This is a genomic window from Verrucomicrobiia bacterium, assembly GCA_019634625.1.
Taxonomy (GTDB): Bacteria; Verrucomicrobiota; Verrucomicrobiia; order Limisphaerales; family CAIMTB01; genus CAIMTB01.
On sequence record JAHCBA010000048.1, the window covers coordinates 1 to 20,715 of the forward strand.

Below are 20,715 nucleotides of genomic sequence, written 5' to 3' on the forward strand. Positions count from 1 at the left end.
GGCGCGGATCATTCGAGGCGCCCCGATTCCGGGGCTTACCGTGTTGCGTGATCTCCGCGTCGATGCGGTGGGGTAAGGCGCTTCGTCTGAGCCGAAGTCATCGGGTCCATCCAACTGTCCTGTGTTCCGGCTTGAGTCGGCCTCCGCCAAGCTCCAATCCCCTGACCCATTCCCCAGCCCCGACACGCCAAAGCGTGGACACCCGACCACCTCTTCCATGCCCACTTTGCGGGAGATGCTCCAGTGGGTGAATGGCACCTGAAGCAGGAAACAAGAGGTCCAGGCGGCGGCAGAAGGCGTCGGTGGTCAGGTTCGGGTGCGTCGGCCGCTGCCGGGAGAGCGGGGTGAGGCGGAGGCGGCCGGGGTGGATGCGGTTCGGTCGGAAGGAGAGGAGCTGTCCGTGGGGCGCGGAGGGTGAGGTGAGGGGTGTTCCTCCGCGGGGATCATTGGGGAGTGAGGGCGGAAGAGGTGCAGGGTGACGATGCCGACGCCGAGGAGGAGGGCGGCGGCGCCGGCGGGCACGAGGAAGATGCCGGGGCCGGGTTCGCCTCCGATCAGCCAGAGGGCGCCGAGCAGAAAGCCGAGGGGGAGGAGGATTTGACCACTCGTCATGCTCCAGGACATGCAACCCGCCAGTCGGCCACTTGGAACAGGTGCGGCCCGGAGGGTGAAGGCCAGGGCAATCTGAACCAGGGAGAAGAGTGTGCCGTGGGCGTGGGCAAGCGTGAGGAGGAGACGGCGCTGGGTACCGTCAGGACTGAGGTACCAGGAGACCTTGAAGCCGTGGAGAACTTCAAGAGCGATACCCAGGGTTAGGAATGTCAGCAGGCCCGTCCAGCCATAGCGCAGGTGGCGTCGGACGAGGGGAGACGGGGTTGCATCGTGAGTGGGCATGGCTGGGGGATGGGGATGGGGATGGGGGCCTCGCGGAGATCGTCCCTCTGGACGGCCGATAGCGTTCGGATGAATCCGGATGGGCAATGAAGTGCGATCATTCCTTGACGGTCACCGGGCGCTGGTCCTGGGCTTCCAAGAGCGCGGCCAGGCGGTCCCACATGAGTGCGCCATCGGGATGGAGCAGGATTTCCGGGCCGGTCCGGGTGGGGTTGGGGGTGAGGCGTTGCCAGGTGTCCTGGAGAGCGCGGATGTCGGTTCGGACGTCATTGGCGGGGTTGAGGAAGTCGTAGCGGGTGGATTCGAAGCCGGGGAGTTTGCGGAGTTCGCGTTCGGCGACGTAGCGCACGACCCCGTAGGAATCGGCGAGGAGTTCGGCCTGGAAGGGGGCGAGCCAGTCCCGGCCGGAGGCGGCGAGGGCGGGTTCCCAGCCGAGGTGCCAGGAGGCGATGACGCGCTGGGCGGCGTGGCCTTTGAGGAGCCAGAGGAGCGCGGCGGAGGTGGAGCGTTGTTCGTCGGTAAGGGGGACCCGGGGTTGTCCGTACCAGCGTTCGAGGTGTTCGGCGGTCCAGGCGAGGGTGCGGTCGAGGTGACAGAGGTTGCAGGCGTTGGGGACGCCGAGGCGGGCGCTGGCGCGGGCGTGAGGGGACTCGATCTGGTGGGAGCGGATGCCTTTGAGCAGGGCGTAGGTGGTGTGGGGCATGTGGCAGTTGAGGCAGTCGCTGCCGGTCGAGGCGGGGGCGTGGAAGGTGTGGCGCTGCACCTCGGTGGTGAAGCGGGGTTCGGTGTGGCACTGGGTGCAGGCGTGGCTGGTGTCCATGCCGGGGATCAATTGGTCCACGGGGTCGCTGGCATGCATGGAATGGCAGGAGAGGCAGGACATTGTCCCGCGCCGGTAACAGGCGGAGGCGGACATGCCGGTGAATTCGCGTCCTCCGGCGAGGATGGTGCCGTCGTCCCACCAGCGTTCCCGGAAGAACTGCGGGTTTTCCCGCCATTCCTGGCGGCGTTCGGGGGTGGGATCGACGCGGGGATGCTGGATGAGGTAGCGGGTGGCTTCGAGGTCGTCGCCGGGCCGGAACAGGGGGCCGCGCCGGGCGTACTCCATGGCGACCTCGTCCTGGAGGATCGAGACGGCGTGGCACTGGCCGCAGACCTGGCTGGAGCGGCGATGATCGAGGCGGGCGGGGTTGACGATGGTGGGATCGGGTTGGTCGGAGAGGAGGGCGCGATAGCGTTCGATGGGATCGCGGTGACGGCGGACGTGGGCTTCGCCGGGGCCGTGACAGGCTTCGCAGGCGATGCCGAGTTCGCCGACCTCGGTGCGCAACTGGCCGGATTCCAGGTCGAGGCCGGGATTGCCGCCGGTGCTGTGACAGCGGATGCAGTGGTGGTTCCACTGGGTGATGAAGCGGCCGCGGTCGCCGGGTCCGCGCAGGAAAGCCTCTTCGCGCGGGATCCAGCGTTGGTCGGCGATGAGCCAGACGAGGGGCAGGGTCTGGAGGAGGCGGTCGTAGCGTTCACTGGCGACCCAGTAGGTCTGGTAGTGGTGGGAGCCTGTGGTCATGACCACCGGAAGTCGGACCCGAGGGATTTCCTCCATCGGGATGTCACGTCCGCCCTGAACGACGTACATCATCACGTCGGGGTCGGGCATTTCGGCCCAGAAGGCGTCGCCGTCGCGGATCACGCGGTAGAGGAGGCCGTCCGAGGAAACCGCCGTGCCGTCGAAGGCGCCGAGGACGTTTTCCGGGGCGGCTGCCTGGGTCATGGTGCGGTGAAAGGTGCGATGCCAGGATGCGTGTTCGCCGGGGTGACAGGCGCGGCATTCGGCGGAGGTGACGTAATCGCCCTGGCTGCGTGGGCCGGGGAGGTCGGCGGCGAGGCGTGCGAGGTTGGCGGTATGGCGGAGTCCCTCGGACTGGCCGGCCTTGCGGGCGGCCGCGAGGGTCCATGCGGTGACGACGGCGAGGGCGAGGAGGAGGGCGAGTCCGGCGGTTGGAAGGGGGTGTGAAGGCGGGGCGGGCATGTCGGCGCGGAGGGGCGGGGTGGGTGGGTGATGGGCGGGATCGTTTCGGGACCGGATTGGAAAGGCAAACCCCGGGCGACAGCCGGTGTGGCCGTCGCCCGGGGTGGAATCAAGCCCCTGGGATGGGGCGGGCGATCAGTCGGCCAGGTAGTAGGCCTGGGCGCCGGTGGGGGGGGCCGTGTAGGGCGACGATGCGCCGGTGACGGGGGTGTAGGGGCCGGTCACCTGGTCTGCGCGCTTGAGGGTGCCGGTGTACTCGATGACGACGCCCGCCGTTTGGAGGGCGATGCGGGAGATGCCTGCGGGGGCGACGGGGAGGGCAGGTTCCGCGACGGTGCGGCGGCGGTAGGCTTTGAGGGAGGCGGCATCAGGGCCGTTGACGAGGGAGGCGACGCCGTTGTCGCCGAGGGTGAACCATTCGACACTGGCGCCACCGCCGCCCTCGAACCAGAGGAGGCGGAAGAGATAGACGCCCGGGGCTTCGGCACGGAAGTAGAAGACGGTGTCCGAGGCGCCGCGTCCGGCGTCGAACCGGCCGAGGACGAGGTGGGTGGGGGTTTCGGCGTTGCCGACGCTGACCTGGAAGCCGTCATCGCTGTTGACGACCATGGTGTACACGCCGGCGGCGGGGATCTCGAGGTAGGCGAGGGCTTCACCGGCGATGTTGTCGTTACCGCCTTCGAGGCCGGGGATGCCGGGGATGAAGTCATCGGCGATCTGGAGTTCGGCGGTGGCGGCGGAACCGCGGAAGCGGCCGGCTTCGCCGCCGTTCTGTTCGAAGTTCACGAAGTCGATATCGAAGCGACCGGGGGATACTTCGAGGCTGGTGTCGTGGATGCTTTCGCCGAGTTCGCCGCGGAGCTGCTGTTCGGTGAGGGCGATGGTGGTGCCGCGGGAGGTGGCGAGCTGGTGGGTGCGCCAGCGCATGCCGGGTTCGGTGCGGGTGCCGGGAGCAGTGCCGAGGGCGGCGGGGACGGTGACGTAGGAGGGTGCGGTGAAGGTCACGGTCTCCTCGAGTTCCTGACCGGCGCGGGTGGTGTAGATCACCTTGAGGGTATGGGATGATCCCGAGGCGAAGACCTGGGGAGCCATGGAGTAGCGGGCGTCGATACGGTCCGGGGCATCGGAGCCATCGTTGGCGAGGAGGTCCACGCGTTGGACCGACTGCGGGGTGACGGACGTGCCGTTGAGTTCGAAGCGGATTCCTTTGCTCTCATCCACGCCGAGGTACGTGGTTTCAAGGAGGGAGGCGGTCACGACGGACGGGGTGGCCGAGACGGTGACATAGCCGGGTGCGGTGAAGGCGACGGTGTCGGTCAGGTTTCGACCATCGCTGGAGCGGTAGGCAAGTTCGACGGTGTGGGTCGAACGGGGGGCGAAGACCATTGGGGACTGATCGTAGCGGACGAGCAGTCCGGAGGCGGAGATCTGGCCACCGACGATCGACTCGTCGGGATCGGATTCCTCGGCTTCGCGGGTCACGGTCACGGCCTGGCCGTTGAGGCGGGCGGTGATGGCGGGGGTGGTGCTGACGGTTTTGCCGAGGGCCTCGACGACACGGACGGCGAAGCCGACGCCGGAGGCGGTGACGCCGGCGACCATGGGCGGTTCACCGACGGCGAGGTTGTCGAAGGCCCACCACCAGTCGTTGGCGGCCTGGATCATGCCGAACTTGAGCCGGGCGTTCTGGGCGCCGGCGGGGTTGTTGAGGGGGACGAGGACGGCCTCGTTGACGGCGTTGGGCTTGAAGGTTTCGCTATCTGCCTTGGAGTCCCAGCGCATGACTTCGATCGGGGTGCCTCCATCCCACTCGACGGTGATGACGGCGGTCTGATTGTTGAGGCGTTCGCCGGTGTCCGGATCGGCGGGGAAACGCGGGGGGCCGTCGTCGCAGCATTCGGGGCGCCAGCTTGAGTCGAAGGCCATGACCAGGCTGTTGGCGGGGCGGCCGGCGACATTGAACTGGGGGGTGAGGAGGTAGCTGTTGAAGAGGCCCGGGTAGTGGTCGGCATCATCCCACTCGTCGGGATCGGCGATTGCGGCGGCCCCGTTGGCACGACGGAACTCCGAGCGGCGCTGGTCATCGACGGTGGGCCACCAGCGGACGTCGGCGAAGCTCCAGCCGGCCCATTCGTGCATGCCGTCGCGGGCGCGGTAGTCCGGCTCACCCCAGCCTGGCATGCCGGTGTCATCGATTTCCCAGCCGGCTGGCGGGGTTTTGGTCCAGACTTGGGCTCCTGCGGAGGCTTCCTCGACGTTGGGGCCGAGGGGGAGGCCATCGAAGTTCTCGAAGAACAGCTTCTGCCCCGGCGCGGGCATCGACAGTGAGGCAGCGAGGGCCAGTAGGGTCGCGTGGCGAACCCGTCTGGTCCCTCCATGCGGTGAACGGTGATCTGTGGTTTTCATTCCTGATGGTGTATGCGTGGTGAAGCGAAGAAACCGGGGAGGCATTCCCGCGGCGCGGCGAGGGAATAGAGGGGAGGAGCACCGGTCTCAATCCCAGACAGGCGTGGGAGGATCAATTCACAGGACGGTCACACGGGCGTTGCCGAAGGACCCGCGAAAGGGAAGGCAGGAAGGCAGGAAGGGGCTGGAGGAAGGGTTGCGAGTTGGCAGGGGGCGGATCGGGCCGGGGTGTCTGCGCCGCGGCAGGGGGTGCGCGGGTGGGTCCTCCGGAAGCGGGTCATTTCTGGAGGTGGCGGACGACGGCCTCGGTGCGGGTGCGGACGCCGTACTTGGCGAAGATGCGTTTGAGGTGGCTGTGGACGGTCCAGATGCTGATGCCGAGTTCGTGGGCGACTTCCTTGTCGGCGAAGCCGCGGCTGAGGAGGTCGAGGATTTCGAGTTCGCGGCTGGTGACTTCGGCGGGATGCCCGCGCGCAGGGGCGCTGGCGGGTTCGAGGAGAGCCTGGAAATAGCGGGCCACGGTGCGATCGGCGTCGAGGGGCGCGCGAGGGGGTCCGTCGGGAAGGGCCTCGAACAGGGGCGCCAAGAGAGAGGCCGGTTGGACCCGGCGCAGGAGGTAGCCCTGACTTACGCCGCTGAAGGAGGCGAAGATGGCGTCGCTATCGGTGAACACGCCATGGGTGAGAAGGCGCGGATGGGTGGACGGAGGGGGGTCGAGACGGTCGCGCAGGGTGGCCGCGGGCTGCTCACGGTTCGCGAGGATGATGTCCCACCCCTGGGAGCGCGGCGCGTGGGCGGCCGACTCGGCGTCGTCCACGCGGGCCGCGCCGGTTCCGGAGGCGAGAGCCTGAACGAGGGCCCTCCGGACGCCGGCATCGGGTTCGAGGACGAGGATGCGCCAGCCGTGTTCGCGGTCGGGTGCGGGTTCGGGTGAGCCTGCCCGCGCCGGGAGGGAGAGGAGGGTGGTGTAGGTGCAGGTCATCGGGTTGGCGCGCCAGAAGACGGCGATGGTGATTTCGCGGGAATGCGACAGGCGGAACCGGGCCCAGCCGTCCCGTTCCAGTTCGCCGCGCAGATCCTGGGCGCGAAGCCGGGCTTCATTGGGGTCGTCCGTCCCGAGCGGCACATGTTCCGTGATGCCCTGGGCCACCAGGGTGGCGAACCATTCGCGAGCGCGGGCGGGGCCGAGGTCTCCGACATATTTGCGACGGCCGACGCCCAGGAGTTCGGGGGTGGCGGGGTCGGGGAGAGGGCCGGGAGATCGTCGTCGGTCGAGGGCCGCCCAGCCGCCGGCGCGGAGCAGGCGGTGGAGATTGGCGGCCTCGCGACCGGCTTCGTGGCGATCGCGGGCGGCGAGGCGGAGCGTCCGGCGTTCGCCCTGCCATTGGACCTTGATGCACCACCCGGGCACGGTGCGGCGCCGGCCCCGGTAGGTGAATGTGTTCCGGAACAGGCGCCGCTCCCAGTAGGCCGGGGTGGCGCGGTCGTTCGGCTTGGACATTTCCAGGACACTGGCGTTCCGGCCCGGGGCGGCGCAAGCCGGTCTGCCGCATTCGATCCGGTTCAGCAGGTTACGAAACGGTGAAGTCGCGGAGAAGGTGAGGTGATGGCCATGTGAACCGCGGGCAACGCACAGGGGCGTCTTCCCCCGTTCGGGCGAGTGGCCAGATCCTGGCGGACCCGGCTAGGGTTCGTGCGCGGTCGGTCAGGGTTCCCGGCAGCGGTTGCCGGTGGATCCGCCTCCTCGAACGCCTTCGCGCCATCCGCGGGCGGGGCGAGGTTGCCATCGCCAGATTCGCTCACCCCAACACCCATCAACGGCTCTTCACCCTGCCTTCCATGCGAACCAACAACCTCCCTCCCGACGGTCCGACCGGCGGCCCGGTCTGGCGCGCCGTGCTGCTCGCCTCCCTGGTTGCCCTGACACTCCACTCCTCCGCACGGGGTGCGGTGGTGGGCCAGTGGAACTTTGAGAACGGCAACCTCAACGCCGCCGTGGGGGGGCAACCCCTGGCGTATGCGGACGGGGCAGGGGGGCTGACCCAGCAGGGCACCAGCTTCGGGACCACCACCAGCCTGGGCATCCCGGACATCGGGGGCGTTGCGGCACCGGTGATGCGGTTCAGCGAGTTCAACTTCCCGGCCGGCTACGCCATGCCGGTCTCGGCTGATCCGAACGGGGGCGGTTCCCAGGTGAACACGTGGACGCTGTTCCTGGACGTGCTCTATCCGCAGGAATCCCACAACCGTTGGCGGGCGCTGATCGACACGGACGGCGGGTTCTTCGGGGAGGACGCGGATTTCTTCATCAACACGGCCAACGGGATCGGGATTTCGGGCAACTACAGCGGAACGATCCAGCCCAACACCTGGCACCGGATCGCCATTGTGGTGGATGCGCCCAACAATCAGATCCGGAAGTATATCGACGGCATCGAGGTGGGAACCCAGGCGGCCGGGGGGGCCAGTGCGGTGGACGGACGCTGGGCCCTGACGGCCGGGGGCACGGCCACGTTATTTGCTGATAACGACGGCGAAGTGGCTCCGGGTTTCGTCAGCAGCATTCAACTTCAGGATGTCGCGCTCGAACGCGGCCAGATCGCGGCCTACGGCGGTCCCAGCGCAGCCGGCGTTCCCACCACCCCTCCCGCCGTCCCGTCGTCCCTCCTGGCGTGGATCCCACGGGGCGATCTGGCGATGCCCAACACGGACATCGGGATCGTCCTCGAACGGGGTGGAGGCACTATCGATCAGGCGTCCATCGTGCTGCGCCTGAACGGCACGGCGGTCACCGGCCCGGTCATCACCCCTTCCGCGGACCGGTTGACGGTTCGCCGCTCCGGAGCCGGACCCTTCGCGATCGGGTCCACGCAGACGATCGAGGTGACTTACAACGAGACCGTGGGCGGCGAGGTTCGGGCGCGATCCTTCACCCACACGTTCGGCATCGCGGTGTTTGTCGAGGATTTCGACGGGCTCGAACTCGGCCCCAACGTCGAGGAGGCCCTGGCGGGAGACGCAGTATGGACCAAGACGCCGCCTCCGGGCTGGACCGTGGACGATTCGGGCATGCCCGGGTTCGACGAGCCGGATTATGCCGAGCGGAACGGGATCGACGAGTTCTCCGGCTGGACGTTTCTGGATGCGAGCTGGTGGGTGGCGACGGCCGGTGACCAGCGCCGGTCCGAGTTCACCAAGGCGCGCGGCACGGTGGCTGTGGCCGATCCGGACGAATGGGATGACGGCGGCGGCGGACATTACCAGGGGCTGTTCAACAGCCTGTTGATCACCCCGGCCATCTCGCTGACGGGAGTGCCGGCCGGGGCGGCGGTGCTGCAGTTCGATTCGAGCTGGCGGCCGGAGTGCTGCGACGACGGACCTCCGAACTTCCCGGAGGGCAACATCAACAACCAGACCGCGGTCATCCGCATCGCCTTCGACGGGGGCGAATCCGAGGAGATCCTCCGCTGGGAATCCCGGCCCGGTCCGTTCTTCAAGGCCGACGGGCAGTTCATCAACGAGACCGTCGTGCTCCCCCTCAACAACCCCGCCGGGGCCAGCACCATGCAGCTCACCTTCGGTCTCCTCGACGCCGCCAACGACTGGTGGTGGGCCATCGACAACATCGCCATCATCGGCACCGTCCCGGCCCCGGAGATTGTGCAGCACCCGGTCGGCACGGCACGCATCGTCGGATCGTCCGCAACCTTCACCGTCGGGGCCAGCGGGGCGCAGTTGTCGTATCAATGGACCAAGGACGGCGCCAACATCGCCAACGCGACCAATGCCACCTTCACCATCGACGCCGTCATGCTTGCCGATGCCGGCAGTTACCGGGTGGTGGTGTCGAACCCGACGGCATCGCTGACCAGTGAACCGGCGGTCCTGTCGGTGCTGTTCCCGCCCGCCGAAGCCGGCACGCTGACTCAGGGGCTGGTGACCTACCTGGGCTTCGAGGGCAACCTCGACGACGCCTCCGGCAACAATCTTCCGGGCATCGCGGTGGGCGAGGTCACCTTCGCCCCGGGCCGGGCGGGTCAGGCCGTGCGGATCGAGAATTCCCGCGCCGACGGCATCTACAATTACATCACCCTGGGCGACAACGTCACCCTTTCGCCGGGTCAGGATTCGGACTTCACGGTGGCCTTCTGGGTCAAGACCGAACGGCTGTCCGGCGACCCTGCGATCATCGCCAACAAGGCCTGGGCCTCGGGCGGCAATGTGGGCTGGACCATCGGCACCCAGGGCGACGGGCGCATCGAGTGGAACTACGCCCGCAGCGGCAACACCCGGAAGGATCTGGATTACACCGCCAAGGGAAATGTCCTGAACAACCCCGACGCCTGGTCCCATGTGGTCGTGGTCTGGCGCATCGACGGCAACGCCGAGACCTACCTCAACGGTGAGTTGGTGGATGTCACCGCGATCGCGCCGGGCACCGGGGACATCGGCAATCCGGATCTCTCCCTCAACCTCGGCCAGGACGGAACCGGCGCGTATGGCAGCGGGGACTGGACCGGCCTTCTCGACGAGGTGGCGATCTGGGAACGCGGGCTCTCCTCGGAAGAGGTGGTCAGCCTCTATGCCTTCGGCGCCTTCGGCGACAGCATCTATGCACCGGCGCTCTCCAGTCAGTTGGCCACGCTGCTCAAATTCGACGGCGACCTCGCGGATGCCACCGCCACCGGCAACCACGGCACCGCGGTGGGGAACCCGGCCTTCGCGCCCGGTCGGATCGGGCAGGGCGTGCATCTCCGCACCGAGCGGTCGGCCGGCGGCAATGCCTACAACTACGTCACCCTGGGCAGCGGACCGAATGTGCGGTTCGGCGAGACCCAGCCGTTCACGGTCGCCTTCTGGGTGAAGATGAACGAATGGAGCAGCGACCCCTCGCTGATCGCCAACAAGAGCTGGGCCAGCGGCGGGAACACCGGCTGGATCGTGGCCACCGACAGCGACGGGCGTGTCCAGTGGAACTACCGTCGGGATGGCCAGACCCGGAAGGACTTCGACAGTGTGGGCGGATTGCTGAACGACCTGGCGTGGCACCACGTTGCGGTCGTGTTTGACATCAACGGGCAGGCGGTGACGTACTTCGACGGCAACGAGATCGAACTCGACCGCGGCAATGCGCCCGGGCGCAAGGACATCACGCCGGCGACCGGCACGCTCTTCCCGGCGGGCCTGGCGTTGAACATCGGGCAGGACGGCACCGGGGAATATGCGGACAGCTCGCTGTTCGATGCGGTGCTCGACGACGTGGCCTTCTGGAACCGGTCGCTCAGCGGCCGTGAGATCGCCCTGCTATACGTCCGCGGTCTCAACAACCAGAGTGCCGACGGTTCCGGCGGACCGGATGCCGGGCCGACGCTGACGGCGGCGGTCTCCGGCGGCCAACTGACGCTGACCTGGACGGGCGCGGACTTCGTGCTCGAGGAAAACGGCGTCGTGGGCACCGCGGGCGGCTGGACGCCGGTGGCCGGGGCGGGCGCGAACTCGGCCACGGTACCGTTGACAGGATCGGCGCGGTATTTCCGCCTGAGGAAGTGACATTGCACAATCCGCCAAGACAAGGCATCTGATGGATCGCGTCGCCGGGGGCCCAGGCGCCTCCGGCGACACGTCTTTGATCCACCGCCAACGTTTCATGAAAAGAGACCCATACGTACCGGCCAAGGGTTCCCCCCGTTCGGCCTTCACCCTGATCGAACTGCTGGTGGTCATCGCCATCATCGCCATCCTGGCCTCGATGCTCCTGCCGGCGCTGGCCAAGGCGAAGGAGAAGGGGCGCCAGGCGAAGTGCCTGAGCAATCTCAAGCAGATCGGCCTCTCGACCGCGATGTATGCCGAGGATAACGACGAGGTGTTCCACCATGTGGGGGGCTCGGCGCCGAATCACGGGATGTGGGTGGCCACGCCGCGCAGCACCATTCTCCTCGATCCCAATCATCCCCAGGCGTACTGGGGCATCGCCTATGCCAAGTACATCCGCTCCACCGGCACCAACTGGAACTGGGAAGGCGCGCAGACGATGTTCCGCTGCCCTTCGGCCCGGGTCGTGGACGAGTGGCGTGAAGAGGGACTGCGGTTCGCTGCCGAGTACTGGCTCAACTCCTCGATCGGCATCAATGCCTATGTGGTCCAGCCCGCCGACCCCAGCAGCCCGAACACACGGCTGACCGGTCCGCGCAAGCTGTCCAGCTTCCTGAGCCCGACCACCACCGTCTTCGCCCAGGACGCCGCCGAGCAGCGCATGGAAGGCCCCGACGACTCGATCGGGCTGTTTCCCGGTCAAAGCGAGTGCCTGACCCAATGGAAGTACGGCCTGGCGAGCCATTATCCGGGCCGCCAGATGGAGATGGAATGGTGGCGGCACAATCGGCGCTGCAACACCCTCTGGGTCGGCGGCAACGTCTCCTCCGTCCGCTACTCCAAGCGCGGTTACGACTACCGCTGGTACACGGGCGCACCCCCGCTGGAACAACCCCCGCTGTGAACCCTTCCCTCCTTCGGATGAAGCTATCTCCCTTGCACGGTGCGTTGCTGATCGCGGTGTCCCTGGTGATGGCCGGTTGCGGCTCCGGGGACAAGGCCCCCGAGCTGGTCGGCGTGGAGGACATCTCGCAGGGCGCCGCCAGCGCCTTCCAAAGCGGTCAGGCCGAGATTCAGGAGCTGTCCAACCAGGTGGTGGAGGCCCTCGGCAGGCGCGATTTCAACGGCGCCTGGGGCGCGTTGCAGGATCTGAACGCGCACCCCGATCTCACCGCCGAACAACGCGCCTTCGTGGCCCAAAGCCTGGCGAGTGTCGGGGCCGAACTTCAGAAGGCGGAGCAATCCGGCGACGACCGGGCCCGCCAGACCCTCGAGTTCCACCGCGCCAACAAGTAACCGGGCGCGGGTTCCCGGTTTGCCTTGGCGCTTAGCTTTCGCCGCCTCGTGGCGGCGGCTTCCCGGACGGGGGGCAGGGCATCGTTCCGTGTGTGGCCCTGCTCCCCGTGCCTGGGGCGGTCTGAGGCCTGAAACCTGAAACCTGAGACCTGAGACCTGAGACCTGAGACCTGAGACCTGAGGACTGAAGGTGGAGGGAGGTTTGGATATTTGAGTGAGTGGCCTGCGGAGGCGGGCCTGGCGATTTTTCTATGTTGGCACCCATGGTACCCAGTTCGCGCGACAAGGTTCTGTTCACACCCGGCCCCTTGACCACCAGTCTGGCGGTCAAACAGGCCATGCTTCACGATGCCGGGTCCTGGCATTGGGAGTTCAATGCGCTGGTCAAGTCGATCCGTGACCGGCTCCTGGCTCTCGCCGGGCTCGATGCGGGCGAGGGATGGGAGTGCATCCTGCTCCAGGGCAGCGGCACCTTCGGCGTCGAGGCGGTGCTGGCCAGCGTGGTGCCGCCCCAGGGCAAGGTGCTGGTCCATGCCAATGGCGCCTATGGCGAACGGGCCATCAGGATGCTCGAGCATCACCGCACGCCGCATGTCGCCTACCGCACGCCCGAGGATGCCGCGCCCGATCCGGTGGAACTCGACCGCCTGCTGGCCGATGACCCCACCATCACCCACGTCGTCGCCATCCATTGCGAAACCACCACGGGCATCCTGAACCCGATCGAGGCCCTCGGGCCGGTGGTGCGGCGTCACCAACGGGTGTTCATCGTCGATGCGATGAGCAGCTTCGGGGCGTTGCCCATCGACTTCCGGGCGTGCGGCATCGACTACCTCATCTCCTCGCCGAACAAGTGCCTCGAGGGCGTCCCAGGGTTTTCGTTCGTGTTCGGGCGGCGGGCGGATTTCGCGGCCACGGCGGGTTGGGCGCGCTCCTTGAGCCTGGATCTGCTCGGGCAGCTCGAGGGCTTCGACAAGAACGGGCAGTTCCGGTACACGCCGCCGACCCATTCCATCCTGGCGCTCCACCAGGCGCTCCAGGAACTCGAGATGGAAGGGGGTCGCGAGGCGCGGTTCGATCGGTACCAGGCGAATCATCGCACCCTGGTGGCGGGGATGACCGCGCTCGGATTTCGTCCCTACCTGCGCACCGTCGTGCAGAGCTGCATCATCACGTCGTTTGTCTTCCCGAAGGATCCCCGGTTCACCTTCGATGCCTTCTACCGGCGTCTCAGCGACGAGGGCCATATCATCTATCCGGGCAAGATCAGCCAGGCCGACACCTTCCGCATCGGGAGCATCGGCCGGATCTTCCCCTCGGATGTGTTGAATCTCGTCGCCGCTGTCCAGCGGGTCATCGACGCCATGCAGGTCCGGCCCGATGCGGGCGGGTCATCCGCGAGCTGACCTCCTGGCTGCAAGGCATGGATTGGCGTGCCTCCCCCCGAGCCGTTCGAACACGCTGAAGCGTGGACACCGAACCGGGCGGGGCTTCCGCGTCTGCCCTGCCGGCACAGAATCTCCGCCAGGCCGCCTTCGTGCTCGTGCTCGTGCTCTTGCTCGTGCTCGTGCTCTTGCTCTTGCTCGTACTCTTGCTCGTGCTCTTGCTCGTGCTCTTGCTCGTGCTCTTGCTCGTGCTCTTGCTCGTGCTCTTGCTCGCACTCGCACTCGGCCTTTCCCGCTCCGCTTCTTTCAACACCCAGACAGAATCCCTCCCGCGCACCCGTCGTCCGGTCAATTCGAGGAACGAGGACGAGTACCGCCCTTCGGGCTGAGTACGAGTACGATGACGGACAAATGGAATAATACGGAGTTGACCCCACTGCCCAAACCGTGAGGCAGGAACCAAGCTGCGCGGGGTCAGATTGGGCACGGTGCATCCCCAAGTTGTCGGTGAGGAGGCAGCAAATCGGAGGGACGAGCTCCGCGAGTCCTCAATCGAACGCACCACACCATTGCGGCCTCGTGGAACTCGGCCCTCCGAGGCGATGCTTCGCGAAGTTCGCGCCTCCACCCACTCCTCCGGGATGCACGGGATTGGCCAACCTCCGGACTTCCCCTGAAGACTCCGCACCGGCAGGCTTTTCCGCCCATGTCCAAAGCCGTCACGTTCACCGTCCATCATCGCACCTACTCGCCTCCGGCCCGCCCGGTGGCGGTCGTCTGCCTCGACGGGTCGGCCGACGAGTATCTCGACGCGGCCATTGCCCGCGGACGCATGCCCAACCTCGTCCGGATGACGGCATCGGGATACCGCGGCAAGGCCCGCGGGGCCATGCCCAGTTTCACCAACGTCAACAACACCTCGATCGTCACCGGGGTGCCGCCGGCCGTCCACGGGATCGGCGGGAACTTCTTCTACGAGGCGGACAGCGGGCGCGAGGTGATGATGAACTCGGCCTCGTTTCTCCGGGTCGAGACGATTTTTCCCGCGGCCCAGCGCGCGGGCCGGCGGGTCGCGGTGGTCACCGCCAAGGAGAAGCTGCGCGATATCTTCGCCCATGAGCTGATCGCGGCAGGCGGGATTGCCTTTTCCTCGGAGAAGGCCAATCAGGCCCGGATGGCGACCCATGGCATCGACGAGGTGGAAGCCCTGGCGGGACCGACGCCGGAGATCTACAGCGGGGAGGCGAGCCTGTACGTCCTGCGGGCCGGAGTGGCGCTGATCGAGCAGGACCGCGCGGACTTCCTGTATCTGAGCACAACGGATTTCATGCAGCACAAGTTCCCGCCCGAGGCGCCCGAGGCCCTCGAGTTCTATGCCGGGATCGATGCGCTGCTGGGCCGGCTTCTCGACCTGGGCGTGGTGGTGGGCCTGACCGCCGACCATGGGATGAACGACAAGCGGAAGGCCGATGGTTCGCCGAATGTGATCTATCTCGAGACCGCCCTGAACGACCGGTTCGGCCCCGGATTCCGCGTCATCCTGCCCATCACCGATCCGTACGTCGTGCATCACGGCGCCCTCGGCAGCTTTGCCCAGGTCCATTTGCCTCCGTCCGATGCGCGGATCGCCGTGCCCGAGGTGGCGACGTGGCTGCTGTCGCTGGTGGGAATCACCGAGGTGCATGACCGGGCGACGGGCGCGCGGTTGCTCGAACTGCCGATCGATCGGATGGGCGACATCGTGGTCTGCGCGGGGCGCGATGTCGTTCTGGGCCGGACGGTCGATTACCACGATCTGAAGGCGATCGAGGGCGGGCTTCGTTCGCACGGCGGACGGTACGAGGAAATGGTGCCGTTCATCCTGTCCGAGGCGCCTCGCCCCGAGTACCTCGCCCGGGCCCGCGCGGATGTCCGCAATTTCGACATCTTCGAGTTCACATGCAATGCGGGTGTGAAATCGGAGGGTTGAGCGCCACGAGGCCGCAGGGAAGGCGAGCGATGGGGGGCGCGCATCTCAGTCTTATGCAGCGGACCTCGTACTCGTACTCGTAATCGTAATCGTAATCGTAATCGTAATCGCCCTGCCCAATTCCCATGCGGAATGGGAGGTCCGAACAGGATCGAACCCATCGGGCCAGCCATGAGGCGACGCTGAAACGGTGTGTCTGCGAGTCGAGGACGATGACGCGTACGAGTACCGCCCTTCGGGCTGAGTACGAGTCCCGGGAAGGGGGAAGAGGTGTGGTGCAATGGATTGCGGACTCGCGGAGCTCGTCCCTCCGAAGGGTGAAGCGGGGTGGCGAGATCGGAGGGCCGAGTTCCACGAGGCCGGCAGGGGAGTGGTGCAATGGGATGGGAGGTCGCTCCCGATTTCGATTTCGATTTCGATTTCGATTCCGACTTGGGACTGTTCCGACGCTGAGGGTCGCCGAGTCCATGGGGTACCGAGTTCCAGACTGCTGCGGATCCCGACAAAACTGCGATCCTTCCCAGACCCATCCATGACCTCCTGGCGTGACCGTTCCCTGGCTTTGTTCCCTGCCGGTTCCAATGGCGAATACGCCATTCCTCCCGAACTCGTCCCCGTCCTCGAACGCGGGCACGGAGGCCGGGTGTGGGACACCGAGGGTCACGAATGGATCGACCTCACCATGGCCTGGGGTTCGGCGCTGGTCGGCCACGGACATCCGCATGTCTTCGAGGCGGTCACCCGGGCGGCCCGGGACGGCTTCAACTTCGCGGCTGTCAACCGGCGCAGTGTGGAGCTGGCGGAGCGGATCGCCGCCCTTTCGCCCTGCGTCGAGCGCCTGCGGTTTGTCGCGTCCGGCACGGAGGCCACGATGCTGTGCCTCCGGGTGGCCCAGGCGGCGACGGGCCGTTCGAAGGTGCTGAAGTTCGAGGGCGCCTACCACGGGCAGCACCCGGTGGGGGTGACCAGCATGCTCAACGGTCGTCCGGCCGTGCTTCCGCAATCCGATCCTTCGGGAGCCGGGGCGGCCTGGGTGGAGCGCGACGTGCTGGTGGCACCGTTCAATGACCTCGCGGCCACCGCGGCCATCGTGGCCCGGCATGCCGGCGAACTCGCGGCGGTGATCGTCGAGCCCCTGCACCGATGCCTGCCGCCGAAGGACGGTTTCCTGGCCGGGTTGCGCGACCTGACCCGGCGCCACGGGATCGTTCTGGTCTTTGACGAAGTCGTCACCGGCTTCCGCCTCGCCCTCGGTGGGGCGCAGGAATACTACGGGGTCATTCCGGACCTGGTCGCCTACGGCAAGGCGCTGGGCGGCGGGTTCCCATTGGGCGCCTACGGGGGCCGGGCGGACCTGATGGAGGTGGTCAACGAGCACCGGCTGCCGGGTCCGAACTATGCATGGTCCGCATCGACGACCGGCGGCAACCCTGTCTCCTGCGCCGCCGGTCTGGCGGTGCTGGACATCCTCTCGGAAGCAGGGGTGTACGAGCGGTTGCATGGCATGGGGCGGCGTTTGCGGGAAGGGATGGGCGAGGCGTTGGGGGCGTCGGGTGAGATCGGGCAGGTCCTGGGGGACGGCCCGGTGGCGCAGGTGGCGTTCTCGGCGGAACCCGTGGTGGACCAGCGTTCCTGGCTGGCGAGTGACCGGGCGCGGGGCCGTGCGCTCATGCTCGAACTGCTGCGGCGCCGGATCTTCCTGAATCCGCTGGGCACCAAGCTCTATGTGTCCCTGGCCCACGAGGAGACGGATCTGAAGGAGTTCCTGGAGCGGTTGGACGGGGCGCTGCGGGCGACCCGGGGCCGGTGTCAGGACGGGTAAGCCGTAACAGACGCTGGGCCGCAGCACTCCCCGTCACCGGTCCGCTTCGCGCAGGCACCACGCCCGAGTTCGCTCACCGGATCGTGAGCCGGGCATCGCGTGGTCGTGGCCTTCGGGTTCCGGTCCCGTATTCTTGCTCCTGCTCGCCCCCTCGCCCTCCACCACCGGGGCTGGATCGCGTTGAAATGCCTGTGCGTTCTGTTGCACAACCCCTGTTTAGCCTTGTCGCAGGGCAGCAAGATGCTCCATAACGCCGCCCGTACCCAGTTCGGTAACAAGTCAACCAACCCCTATTTGGAAGAAGAACCCATGAGGAGTAAAAAACCATGGGCAGCTTCCCGCCTGATCGCGGCGGGAGCGGCCTTATTCGTAGCCGGATCGGCATTCGCCGGTTCGGTCACCTACAACTTCACCACGGATCCGCAGGCCGATCCGAATCTCGAGTTCGGCGGGAACTTTGTGAACACCATGCCCTGGGTGGATTCGGGCGGGAATCCCGGTGGATTCCTCGCACTGACCTGGCCCATCGGCAGTCTGTACCAAGGGGTGATCTTCCCGGACATCGATCCGGGCAAGATCGTCACCGGATTCAATTTCAAGTGCGACATCCGGACCGGCAACAGCACGGGCGACCGTGTGGCCGACGGCTTCAGCGTCAGCTTCGCGCGCGATGGGGATCCGGTTTTGGGTGACATCAACAACATGGGGAACTTCGCCGGTGGCATTGCCGAGGGCGGCACGACCACGGGTATCGCGGTGCTGTTCGACACCTGGTCGGGCAACACGCTCCCCGACGGAGCCGACATCGAAGGCATCATTGTCCGCGTGGACAACCGGACGGTCCTGCGTCAGGCGCTGCCGACGCGGCATGGCGCCTGCACGGACATCACCAGCCTCCAGACGGGGCCTTGGGATTCGGAGTACTGGGCACAAGGCGGCGATCCGATGGATCCGGCCTCGTGGGCGGGCCTCTGCTGGCAGCCGTTCGAGATCGATCTGACCCAGGACGGCAAGCTGACGGTGGCCTGGAAGGGCAACAAGGTGCTGGACGCGTTCCAGACCGACTACTTCCCGAGCGCGGGTCGGATCGTGTTTGCGGGCCGGACCGGTGGCGCCAACGGGCACACGCACATCGATAATCTTCAACTGACCACGGTGGCTGTGGAAAGCGGCGGACCGCCTACCGCTCCGGGTGCGCTCACTGTGGCGCAGGCTGGCGCGCGTCGCGTTGCGTTGAGCTGGGGCCCGGCCACCACGCCGGATGGGACCCGCGTGGCCTACCGCCTGAGCCGCAATGGCAACCAGTTGGGGGGACTCCTTACCGAAACAACCTACGAAGATCGCGGGCTAAGCCCCGGAACGACTTACAACTACTCCGTGGTGGCGGTTAATTTGGCGGGCCAGGACGGACCGGCGGCGACCGTATCCGCGACGACGGTGGCAGAGGTGGCTGGAATCGGCTTCCCGCTGGTGCGCATCTATGACGGATTTGGCGGCGCCGGCCAGTTCGACATCGACACCGTACTCGCCGATCCCAAGTGGCCCAACAGCCCGGACCGGACCTTCTACGCCAATGGGCTGAACTTCGCCGACTTTGGCGACAACTACATGGCGGCGATCTCGACGACGATCACCGTTCCCGAGACCGGCCAGTACCGGTTCTTCGTTCGGAGCGACGACGCCTCGCGCTTCTACATCAACCCGACCGGCACGGCGATCCCGAACCCGCTGGTGGACCTCCCGGTGGCCCAGGAAAACGGCTGCTGCGGTCCCTTTGAAGAACCCGGGGCCGGTGAGAATGTCGATGATGGCACGTTCCCGACCAGCGAGCCGATTCAGCTCACGGCGGGGAGCCGCTACGGTGTGCTATTCCTGGTGAAGGAAGCGGGCGGCGGCGACTTCGGCCAGGTCGCGATGCGTCGCGAGGGGAGCACCACTCCGGCGAACCAGTTGACCCCGATTGGAGGAGCCCTGATCGAGGCTCCCGCCGATGCGGTGGGCGCTTCGGCGACCATTGTGACCCAACCGGCCGATGCCACCACGGTTGCCTACCAGCCGGTGACGTTCTCGGTCACGGCGGAAACGGTTTCTGCCTATGGCGCGGGAACCTTCTACCAGTGGTACAAGAACGACGCGCTGATTCCGAATGCCACGGCGGCGACCTACACGATTCCGGTGGCCATGCCGGCCGACAACGGGGCGAAGTTCAAGGTGCTCGTCGGAACGCTGGGTGCGAACGTGACCAGCGCCGAGGCGACTCTCACGGTGAACGCCGGGCAGGCGCCGCTGGTGGCCAACGTCGAGGGCAGCGAAAGCTTCACCGCCGCCACCGTCCGGTTCAACCAGCCGGTTTCAGCTCCTTCGTCCACGACAGTCGCCAACTACACCTTCAGCGGTGGCTTGACCGTGTCCGCAGCCACGGTGGTCGATCAGTACACGGTGCGGCTGACCACCTCGACCCAGGCGGAAGGCACCACCTACAACCTGACGGTGAACGGCGTCCAGAATCTTGGCGGCACACCCGCTGCCGCGGCCTCGGGCGTCCTCAATTCCTGGCTGCTGGTGCCGAATCGCGCCCGGGCCGACCAGTACACGGGCTTCACGGGAGCTTCCCAAGCCGACATGGACACGGTGCTGGCAGATGCCAAGTGGCCCAACAGCCCGGACGTGGTGCGTTACACCCCTGGCATGACCTTCGGGGAAACCACCAACTTCGGCGACACCTGGGGTGACAACCACATGGTGGCCATGCGGGCGATCCTGCGTCCGACCGAATCCGGTCAGTACCGGTTCTTTGTCCGCAGCGACGATGCGTCCCGGCTGTATATCAACACCAGCGGTGCCGCCATTCCCGATCCCCTGGTGGCCCTTCCGATCGCCCAGGAGAACGGTTGCTGCGGGCCGTTCGAGAATCCGGGAGCGGCCCAGAATGCCGACGATGGGACCTTCCCCACCAGCGAGCCCATCAACCTCACGGCGGGACAGAGCTACGGTCTTCTCTTCCTCGTGAAGGAAGGGGGCGGCGGCGACTGGGGCCAGGTGGCCTGGCGCCGGGAAGGCGACACCACTCCCGCCGCCTCCCTGACCGCGCTGAGTGCCCATGTGTATTGGTACGGTCCGCCGGTCGTGCAGGAGATCGCCATCGACTCCATCGCGTTGCAAGGCGGGAACGTCGTGATCACCTACGCGACGGGAACTCTGCAATCCGCACCTGCTGTGACCGGTCCTTGGACTGACGTGGCGGGAGCCTCGTCGCCGTACTCCACGGCGCCGACGGGCGACGGCACCTATTTCCGCGTCCGGCAGTAGCCGGAAGGGCAGG

General features: G+C 66.9%; 12 protein-coding genes. 8 read left to right on the forward strand and 4 right to left on the reverse strand.

What is annotated here, in order from left to right; genetic code table 11:
- Window positions 1–306: 306 nt before the first annotated feature.
- The 4 genes from KF833_20925 to KF833_20940 all read right to left on the reverse strand — a co-directional run bounded on the left by KF833_20925 (window position 307) and on the right by KF833_20940 (window position 6,830).
- Window positions 307–894 (reverse strand): hypothetical protein, encoded by a 588-nt coding sequence (locus KF833_20925; GenBank protein MBX3747779.1) that lies wholly within the window; start codon window positions 892–894, stop codon window positions 307–309.
- 97 nt (window positions 895–991) lie between these two features.
- Window positions 992–2,923, reverse strand: coding sequence for a hypothetical protein (locus tag KF833_20930; protein MBX3747780.1), 1,932 nt, complete (start codon window positions 2,921–2,923; stop codon window positions 992–994).
- Window positions 2,924–3,058: 135 nt separating this feature from the next.
- Entirely contained in the window at window positions 3,059–5,242 is a 2,184-nt protein-coding gene (locus tag KF833_20935) for a hypothetical protein (protein MBX3747781.1), read from the reverse strand.
- Between the two features lie 364 nt (window positions 5,243–5,606).
- On the reverse strand, window positions 5,607–6,830 hold the full coding sequence (locus KF833_20940) for a response regulator transcription factor (GenBank protein ID MBX3747782.1): 1,224 nt from the start codon (window positions 6,828–6,830) through the stop codon (window positions 5,607–5,609).
- Between the two features lie 338 nt (window positions 6,831–7,168).
- On the opposite strand from KF833_20940, the gene KF833_20945 reads away from it, so the two are divergent.
- From KF833_20945 to KF833_20980, 8 genes are all read left to right on the forward strand, one after another.
- Entirely contained in the window at window positions 7,169–10,879 is a 3,711-nt protein-coding gene (locus tag KF833_20945; protein MBX3747783.1) for an immunoglobulin domain-containing protein, read from the forward strand.
- A gap of 97 nt (window positions 10,880–10,976) precedes the next feature.
- Entirely contained in the window at window positions 10,977–11,825 is an 849-nt protein-coding gene (locus tag KF833_20950) for a type II secretion system protein (GenBank protein ID MBX3747784.1), read from the forward strand.
- A 17-nt stretch (window positions 11,826–11,842) separates the two neighbouring features.
- Window positions 11,843–12,217, forward strand: coding sequence for a hypothetical protein (locus KF833_20955; GenBank protein MBX3747785.1), 375 nt, complete (start codon window positions 11,843–11,845; stop codon window positions 12,215–12,217).
- 263 nt (window positions 12,218–12,480) lie between these two features.
- Window positions 12,481–13,623: a 2-aminoethylphosphonate--pyruvate transaminase gene (locus KF833_20960; protein MBX3747786.1), complete on the forward strand. Its 1,143-nt coding sequence runs from the start codon at window positions 12,481–12,483 to the stop codon at window positions 13,621–13,623.
- A gap of 62 nt (window positions 13,624–13,685) precedes the next feature.
- A complete protein-coding gene (locus KF833_20965) occupies window positions 13,686–13,991 on the forward strand; it encodes a hypothetical protein (GenBank protein ID MBX3747787.1) in 306 nt (101 codons plus the stop codon).
- A gap of 317 nt (window positions 13,992–14,308) precedes the next feature.
- The gene (phnA, locus tag KF833_20970; protein MBX3747788.1) at window positions 14,309–15,571 is read left to right on the forward strand and encodes a phosphonoacetate hydrolase; all 1,263 of its coding nucleotides are present in this window, start codon (window positions 14,309–14,311) and stop codon (window positions 15,569–15,571) included.
- 532 nt (window positions 15,572–16,103) lie between these two features.
- Window positions 16,104–17,393 carry an aminotransferase class III-fold pyridoxal phosphate-dependent enzyme gene (locus KF833_20975; GenBank protein MBX3747789.1) on the forward strand — a complete coding sequence of 430 codons (1,290 nt, stop codon included), beginning with the start codon at window positions 16,104–16,106 and terminating at the stop codon, window positions 17,391–17,393.
- A gap of 309 nt (window positions 17,394–17,702) precedes the next feature.
- Window positions 17,703–20,702 carry a fibronectin type III domain-containing protein gene (locus KF833_20980; GenBank protein ID MBX3747790.1) on the forward strand — a complete coding sequence of 1,000 codons (3,000 nt, stop codon included), beginning with the start codon at window positions 17,703–17,705 and terminating at the stop codon, window positions 20,700–20,702.
- Window positions 20,703–20,715: the final 13 nt, after the last annotated feature.

Coding starts and splice junctions, on each gene's coding strand:
- KF833_20980 (MBX3747790.1), top strand. CDS start 17,703: ATGAGGAGTAAAAAACCATGGGCAGCTTCCCGCCTGATCGCGGCGGGA.
- KF833_20940 (MBX3747782.1), bottom strand. CDS start 6,830: ATGTCCAAGCCGAACGACCGCGCCACCCCGGCCTACTGGGAGCGGCGC.
- KF833_20925 (MBX3747779.1), bottom strand. CDS start 894: ATGCCCACTCACGATGCAACCCCGTCTCCCCTCGTCCGACGCCACCTG.
- KF833_20945 (MBX3747783.1), top strand. CDS start 7,169: ATGCGAACCAACAACCTCCCTCCCGACGGTCCGACCGGCGGCCCGGTC.
- KF833_20960 (MBX3747786.1), top strand. CDS start 12,481: ATGGTACCCAGTTCGCGCGACAAGGTTCTGTTCACACCCGGCCCCTTG.
- phnA (MBX3747788.1), top strand. CDS start 14,309: ATGTCCAAAGCCGTCACGTTCACCGTCCATCATCGCACCTACTCGCCT.
- KF833_20955 (MBX3747785.1), top strand. CDS start 11,843: ATGAAGCTATCTCCCTTGCACGGTGCGTTGCTGATCGCGGTGTCCCTG.
- KF833_20930 (MBX3747780.1), bottom strand. CDS start 2,923: ATGCCCGCCCCGCCTTCACACCCCCTTCCAACCGCCGGACTCGCCCTC.
- KF833_20950 (MBX3747784.1), top strand. CDS start 10,977: ATGAAAAGAGACCCATACGTACCGGCCAAGGGTTCCCCCCGTTCGGCC.
- KF833_20935 (MBX3747781.1), bottom strand. CDS start 5,242: ATGCCCGCGCCGGGGCAGAAGCTGTTCTTCGAGAACTTCGATGGCCTC.
- KF833_20975 (MBX3747789.1), top strand. CDS start 16,104: ATGACCTCCTGGCGTGACCGTTCCCTGGCTTTGTTCCCTGCCGGTTCC.